Origin of the sequence: Amnimonas aquatica (genome assembly GCF_002943415.1) — a bacterium.
Taxonomy (GTDB): Bacteria; Pseudomonadota; Gammaproteobacteria; order Pseudomonadales; family Moraxellaceae; genus Perlucidibaca; species Perlucidibaca aquatica_A.
In genome coordinates, this window is sequence record NZ_PTQZ01000070.1 from 1 (window position 1) to 7,745 (window position 7,745).

Here is a 7,745-nt window from a genome sequence, read left to right on the forward strand (position 1 = left end):
TGATGGTCATGAGGCTGAGGGCTTCGGGGGGGGCGCTGCGGATGTCGTACATCTGGACGGTCTGGGCGACGTCCTGGATGGTGTCGAGAACATCATCCATGCGGGAAATCAGGCGGTGGATCTCGTCGCGATCCAGGGGGGTAATGAAAGTGGAATGGAGCTGTGCGACTGTTTCATGGGTAATTTCGTCGGCGCGGGCCTCGATCGCGTCGATGGCCTCGGCATGTCGGGCTGCGCCCTCCGGGGACTGATTGAGGGTCTCCAGCAGGGCCTTGAGCGCCTCGCTGCCCAGGGATATCTCCTTGGCATGGGCATTGAAGAGGTCATAGAAATTGACTTCTTTGGGCATGAAGCGACCGAACATCGGCTTTATCCTCGAGGACAGCGGGGCGCGAAGTTTAGCATCCGGGCTGCCGTGATGACAGAAACACGACAAACACATGACAACGACGGGTGGCACAGCTCTTGCTGCCGCCTTACCAGCCAGACCTGCCGAACAGGATCCGCACCGTGTCCATTCATGTCGCCTTGAACCACGTCACCCACTACCGCTACGACCGCGCCATCAACATCGGCCCCCAGACGGTGCGCCTGCGCCCGGCGCCGCACTGTCGCACGCGCATCCTCTCCTACAGCCTGAAAGTGCTGCCGGCCGAGCACTTCATCAACTGGCAGCAGGACCCGCAGTCCAACCACCAGGCACGCCTGGTGTTCCCGGAAAAGGCCACGGAGCTGCGTGTCGAGGTCGACCTGGTGGCCGAGATGTCGGTCATCAATCCGTTCGACTTCTTCCTCGAGCCGCACGCCGAGACCTGGCCCTTCGACTACGACGACCCCGCGCTGGAGCGCGAACTCGCACCATATCGGGTCACTGCGCCGCTGACGCCCCTGCTTGCGCACTATGTCGATGCCACCCCGCGCGAACCGCTGCCGACGGTGAGCTTCCTGGTCGCGCTGAACCAGCGCATCTACGATGACGTCGACTACCTGATCCGCATGGAGCCGGGCGTGCAGACGCCGGAGGAGACGCTGACCAAGCGCTCCGGCTCCTGCCGCGACTCGGCCTGGCTGATGGTGCAGGTGCTGCGCCACCTGGGCCTGGCGGCGCGCTTCGTGTCCGGCTACCTGATCCAGCTCGCCCCGGACGTGAAATCGCTCGACGGTCCCTCCGGCCCCGAGGCCGACTTCACCGACCTGCACGCCTGGTGCGAGGTCTACCTGCCGGGTGCCGGCTGGGTCGGCCTCGACCCGACCTCCGGCCTGTTCGCCGGCGAAGGCCATCTGCCGCTGGCCTGCAGCCCCGAGCCGTCATCGGCGGCGCCGATCAGCGGCATGATCGACGACTGCGAGTGCGAGTTCTCGCACCACATGAGCGTGACCCGCCTGCGCGAAGCGCCGCGCGTCACCAAGCCCTACACGCCGGAGCAGTGGGCGGCCATCGAGGCGCTGGGCCATGCCATCGACGATGACCTGAAGCGCTTCGACGTGCGCCTGACCATGGGCGGCGAACCCACGTTCGTGGCCGCCGACGACCCCGACGGCGAGGAATGGAACACCGCGGCGCTCGGCCCAACCAAGCGCCTGCGCGCCGCCGAACTGTTCGGCAAGCTGCGCGAGAAGTACGCGCCGCAGGGCCTGACGCACTTCGGCCAGGGCAAGTGGTACCCCGGCGAACAGCTGCCGCGCTGGTCGCTGAACTGCTTCTGGCGCAAGGATGGCGAGCCGATCTGGCGCGACCCGGCGCTGCACGCCGACGAGCGCCAGGGCTACGGCGCCGACGCCGCGATGGCCGCGCGCTTCCTGCACGGCATCGCCGAACGCCTGGGCGTGGACGACGACCACATCTTCCCGACCTACGAGGATGCCCTCTACTACCTGTGGCGCGAACGCCGCCTGCCCGACAACGTCGGCCCCANGTGCTGCCGCTGGCGCGCACGCCGGACGGGCAGCACTGGCAGACCGGCCCCTGGTTCCTGCGCAGCGAGCACTGCTACCTGGTGCCCGGCGACTCGCCGATCGGGTACCGCCTGCCGCTGGACTCGCAGCCGTGGGCACGCGAGGGCGACTACCCCTACATCCATCCGGCCGATCCGCAGCAGACCTTCCCGCCGCTGCCGGCGCACGCCGAGATCCGTCGCCAGATCCTCGGCCGCGTGCTCGGCGTCGATGGCGCCGGCGGCGGCGGCAGCCTGGCCGCCGGCTCCGGTGGCGATGACCGCGCCGCGCTGCGCCAGCCCGACCCGGCGCGCAGGCCGCTGCTCAACGAATCCGCAGGCTGGATCACCCGCACCAGCCTCTGCGCCGAGCCGCGCGAAGGCCGCATGTACATCTTCATGCCGCCGCTGGCCACGCTCGACAGCTATCTGGAGCTGGTCAGCGCCATCGAGGCCACCGCCGAGGCCCTGCAGCACCCGGTCATCCTCGAAGGCTACGAGCCGCCGCGCGATCCGCGCGTGGAGCGCTTCAGCGTCACCCCGGACCCGGGCGTGATCGAGGTCAACATCCACCCGTCAGCAACCTGGGAAGAGCTGGTCGACCGCACCACGCACCTCTACGAGGCCGCGCGCCAGTGCCGCCTGAGCACCGAGAAGTTCATGGTCGACGGCCGCCACACCGGCACCGGCGGCGGCAACCACTTCGTGCTCGGCGGCGCCACCGCCGCCGACTCGCCCTTCCTGCGCCGGCCCGACCTGCTGCGCAGCCTGATCAGCTACTGGCACAACCACCCGTCGCTGTCCTACCTGTTCTCCGGCCTGTTCATCGGCCCGACCTCGCAGGCGCCGCGCGTGGACGAGGCGCGCAACGACACGCTCTACGAACTGGAGACCGCATTCAGCCAGTTCCCGGCACCCGGCACCACCACGCCGCCCTGGCTGATCGACCGCCTGCTGCGCAACCTGCTGGTGGACGTCACCGGCAACACGCACCGCGCCGAGTTCTGCATCGACAAGCTGTATTCGCCGGACGGCCCCACCGGCCGCCTCGGCCTGCTCGAGCTGCGCGCCTTCGAAATGCCGCCGCACGCGCAGATGTCGCTGGCGCAGCAGCTGCTGCTGCGCGGCCTGCTCGCGCGCTTCTGGCAGCAGCCCTACCAGCCGCCGAAGCTGGCGCGCTGGGGCACCGAGCTGCATGACCGCTTCATGCTGCCGCACTTCGTACAGCAGGACTTCTCCGATGTCATCGAGGACATGCGCGAGCACGGCTACGCGCTGGCACCGGAATGGTTCGACGCGCACATGGAGTTCCGCTTCCCCAAGTACGGCGACTACGCCGTCAGGGGCATGGAGGTGGAACTGCGCCACGCGCTCGAACCCTGGCATGTCATGGGCGAGGAAGGCGCCATCGGCGGCACCGTGCGCTATGTCGACTCGTCGGTGGAGCGCGTGCAGGTCAAGGTCAGCGGCATGGCGCCCGACCGCTACCAGCTCACCTGCAACGGTGTGCCGGTGCCGCTGCAGTCCACCGGCCAGGTCGGCGAATTCGTCGCCGGCGTTCGCTTCCGCGCCTGGCAGCCGCCATCCTGCCTGCATCCGACCATCGGCGTGCAGGCACCGCTGGTGTTCGACCTGCTGGACACCTGGTCGGAGCGCTCGCTGGGCGGCTTCCAGCACCATGTCATGCACCCCGGCGGACGCAACTACGACAGCAATCCGATCAACGCCTACGAGGCCGAAGGCCGGCGCCTGTCGCGCTTCTTCCGCATGGGTCACACGCCGGGCCGCATATCGGTGCAAGCACGACCGGTCAATATCGAACACCCCTTCGTGCTAGATTTGCGCCGTTGCTGACCTGACGGGCGGCACCTCCGGGTGCCGTCCGCCACCGCGCCACCCTCCGGATTCCCCATGGCCGATGATCTGCTTGCCAAGCTGCGCCCAGAGCCCGGCCGCTACCACGAGGTATTCGCGGCCGACGGCGAGGTGCATCCGCACTGGCAGGCCTTCTCCGATGCGCTGCGCGAGCTCGGGCCGGCGCAGATGCAGCACCGCGCCGGCCTGGTCGATCGCCAGGTGCGCGAGAACGGTGTCACCTACAACATCTACGGCGACAGCCAGGGTCCGGACCGCGCCTGGCGCGTCGGCGCCGTGCCCAACCTGATTCCGGTCGAGGAGTGGCAGCGCATCGCCTCCGGCGTGGCCCAGCGCGCCCAGCTGCTGGACCGCATCCTGGCCGACCTTTATGGCGAGCAGCAACTGCTGCGCCAGGGACTGATGCCGCAGGAGCTGGTGTTCGGCCACAACAATTTCCTGGCGCCCTGCGTCGGCCTGCAACCGGTCGGCGGCACCTTCCTGCACACCTACGCGGTCGATCTCGCACGCGCCGGCGACGGTCGCTGGTGGGTCATGGCAGACCGCACGCAGGCGCCGTCCGGCGCCGGCTACGCGCTGGAAAACCGCCAGGTGGTGGCGCGCGCCTTCCCGACGCAGTTCCGCCAGCTCGGCGTGCAATCGCTCACCGGCTATTTCCAGACCCTGCTGCAGACCTTGAGGCGGCAGGCGCCGACCAGCGCCGGCGAACCGCCGCTGATCGTGCTGCTGACCCCCGGCCGCTACAACGAGACCTACTTCGAGCACGTCTATCTTGCCCGCCACCTAGGCATCCCGCTGGTCGAAGGCCACGACCTCAGCGTGCGCCAGCCCCATGTCTTCCTGAAGACCCTGAACGGGCTCAAGCGCGTGCACGCCATCCTGCGCCGCCTCGACGACGACTTCTGCGACCCGCTGGAGCTGCGCAGCGATTCCGCGCTGGGCATTCCCGGGCTGCTCGCCGTGGCCCGCGCCGGCAACGTGCTGATCGCCAACGCGCTCGGCACCGGCGTGCTGGAATCGCCGGGCCTGCTCGGCTTCCTGCCCTCGGCCTGCCGGCACCTGCTCGGCGAGACCCTGGAACTGCCCTCGGTGGCGACCTGGTGGTGCGGCGAGCCGCCGGCCATGGAGGAAGCCCTGGAGCGCCTGCAGGAGCTGGTGATCAAGCCGGCGTTCCCGTCGCAGCACTTCGAGCCGGTGTTCGGCCGCAACCTCGACGAGGATGGCCTGGAGAAACTGCGCGAGCGCATACGCCAGCGGCCCTACGCCTACCTGGCGCAGGAACGCATGCAGCTGGCGCAGTCGCCGGTCTGGCACAACGACGAAGGCCGCTTCATCAACCACGCCGTCGGCATGCGCGCCTACGCCGTGGCCGGCGAGCACGGCTACGTGGTGATGCCCGGCGGCCTGGCCCGGGTCGCCGCCAACCCGCACGATGACGTGGTGTCGATGCAGCGTGGCGGCACCAGCAAGGACACCTGGGTCTGCTTCGGCGACCGCCAGCGCCAGAACCTGCCGCGCAGCCGCCACATCGGCGTGCGCGATCTGCGCCGCCACGACCCCTACCTGCCCTCGCGCATGGCCGAGAACATGTTCTGGCTCGGCCGCTACGCCGAGCGCGCCGACAACCAGGCCCGCCTGATCCGCGCCGCGCTCAGCCGCCACCTCGACTCGGACCCGGCGCAGGCGCTGGCGCTCATGCTCTCGCTGCACCACGGGCAGGCCCTGGGCCTGTTCGCCGACCACGGCGAGCTGACGCCGCGGCTGCTCGCCGGCATCCGCAACGATGACGAGCGCCCGGACCTTCGCGGCAACCTGCGGGCGCTGGCCTACGCCGCCGCCGAGGTGCGCAGCCGGCTGTCGCAGGAGAACTGGAGCGCCATCGCCGCGCTCGAGCAGGAAGTGCACGACATCGACGCCGACAGCCTGGAGCCGGTCACCGCGCTCGGCTTTCTCGACCGTCTGCTGATGAGCCTGTCCTCGCTGGCCGGCTTCGCCCATGACGAGATGACCCAGGACCAGAGCTGGCGCTTCCTCATGCTCGGCCGCCTGCTGGAGCGTCTGCAATACCTCTGCGGCCTGCTCGCCACCGCCCTGCAGACACCAGGCATGCACGAGCCCGCCGGCCTCGACTGGCTGCTGGAGATGGCCGACAGCCGCATCACCTACCGCAGCCGCTACCTGTCGCAGGCGCAGCTGATCCCGGTGCTGGACCTGCTCCTGCTCGACCCCGGCAATCCGCACGCGGTCAGCTTCCAACTGCGCCAGATCATGACCATGCTCGACACCCTGGACAGCCGCGACCGCCGGCCGCTGGCGCAGCTGCACGCCCAGCTGGAAACGCTGGACCTGGGCGTGATCGAGAGCGACATGGCGCAGCCCGAGCGCCTCGTCCGCTCGCTGCAGACCCTGGCCCGCCTGCTGGAACAGATCAGCCTGACCGCCTGGCAGCTGGGCGACGGCATCAGCCTGCAGTATTTCGCCCACGTCGAGCGCCAGAGCCAGGCGCTGGCCTCGAGCTGAGAGGACGTCATGGCGCGCTACCGCATCACCCACCACACCCACTACCGCTACAGCCAGGTGGTGTCGCTGTCGCAGCAGCTGCTGCACGTGCAGCCGCGCGCGCTGCCCTGGCAGACACTGGAGGACACCCGGCTCGACATCGACCCGGCGCCCAGCCACCGGCTGCAGCAGCGCGACAGCTTCGGCAACCCGTCAACGCTGCTGGAGCTGAACCTGCCGCACCAGTCGCTGTCCATCACCGCAGAGATGGACATCACGGTGGCGGCACGCCCCTGGCCCGAGGTCGAGGACAGCATGCGCTGGGAAGACGTGGTGACCATCTGCCGCTACCACAGCGGCCGCGCAGTGTCGTCGGACGAGCACCTGGAGGCCATGGTTTTCCGCCAGGAGTCGCCGCATGTGCGCATCAAGCACGAGTTCACCGACTGGTCGGCGACCTGCTTCGCACCCGGCCGGCCGCTGCTGGCCGCCGCCTGCGCGCTGATGGAGAAGATCCACGACGAATTCACTTTCGACAGCAAGGCCACCGAGATCGGCACGCCGCTGCTGGAGGTGCTGAAGGCCCGGCGCGGCGTCTGCCAGGACTTCGCCCACCTGATGATCGCCTGCCTGCGCTCGCGCGGCCTGCCGGCGCGCTACGTCAGCGGCTACCTGCTGACCAGTCCGCCGCCGGGCCAGCCACGCCTGATCGGCGCCGACGCCTCCCACGCCTGGGTCTCGGTGTGGGACCCCAGCCACGGCTGGGTCGACTTCGACCCCACCAATCGCATCATGCCCGGCGACCAGCACATCACCCTGGCCTGGGGTCGCGACTTCAGCGATGTGTCGCCGCTGCGCGGCGTGATCGTCGGCGGCGGCGCCCACGAGCTGGACGTCGCCGTCACCGTGCTGCCGCTGGACTGAGGCTGTCGGTGCATCCGCCCTGAAAAAGGGCCTGTGCGCAGAAAACACGCCGTGAACCCTTCCCTGGGGGCTCGCATGCGCCATCCCTGGCGCATGACGGTTTTCTGCGCACAGGCCCTTTTTCAGGACTCGATCAACGACCAGCTCACAGTCCCGGCGGCAGCGTGAGCTCGTAGGTGATGCCCAGGCCCAGTCCGGTGTAACCGCCATTGAGGCGCTGGCCGCCGCGGTCGCTGGTGAAGTAGAGGTGCCGGCCATCCGGCGAGAAGGCGATGCCGGCAACTTCGGACTCGTCCTGGCCGACAATCTGCAACAGCGGCTTGAGCTGGCCGTCCGGCAGGATGACCACGACCTGCATGTCGCCGCCGTCCTCGGCCACCAGCACATCGCCCTGGTCGGTCACGGTGATGTTGTCGACCCCGGAGAGAATGGGGTTGTCGCTGGTGGCGAAGTCGTAGAGCACCTCGATCATGCCGGCGTCGATGTCGTAGACCCAGATGCGGTCGTCGCCCT

At 69.0% G+C, this 7,745-nt stretch carries 4 protein-coding genes and 1 pseudogene; 3 read left to right on the plus strand and 2 right to left on the minus strand.

Translation table 11 applies throughout. The features are described from left to right. Window positions 1-364, minus strand: a 364-nt coding sequence (locus C5O18_RS04295) for a DUF47 domain-containing protein (RefSeq protein WP_146089202.1), incomplete at its 3' end; no start/stop codon positions are given. 146 nt (window positions 365-510) lie between these two features. Between C5O18_RS04295 and C5O18_RS04300 the strand changes: the two are divergent. The 3 genes and pseudogenes from C5O18_RS04300 to C5O18_RS04310 all read left to right on the plus strand — a co-directional run bounded on the left by C5O18_RS04300 (window position 511) and on the right by C5O18_RS04310 (window position 7,232). Continuing rightward, window positions 511-3,788: pseudogene (locus C5O18_RS04300) on the plus strand (transglutaminase family protein). 57 nt (window positions 3,789-3,845) lie between these two features. Beyond that, entirely contained in the window at window positions 3,846-6,329 is a 2,484-nt protein-coding gene (locus tag C5O18_RS04305; RefSeq protein ID WP_105191777.1) for a circularly permuted type 2 ATP-grasp protein, read from the plus strand. 9 nt (window positions 6,330-6,338) lie between these two features. Beyond that, window positions 6,339-7,232 carry a transglutaminase family protein gene (locus tag C5O18_RS04310; RefSeq protein WP_105191779.1) on the plus strand — a complete coding sequence of 298 codons (894 nt, stop codon included), beginning with the start codon at window positions 6,339-6,341 and terminating at the stop codon, window positions 7,230-7,232. Between the two features lie 145 nt (window positions 7,233-7,377). Here the strand turns inward: C5O18_RS04310 and C5O18_RS04315 are convergent. Beyond that, window positions 7,378-7,745: alkaline phosphatase PhoX (locus C5O18_RS04315; RefSeq protein WP_146089203.1), on the minus strand; the 368-nt coding region annotated here is incomplete at its 5' end.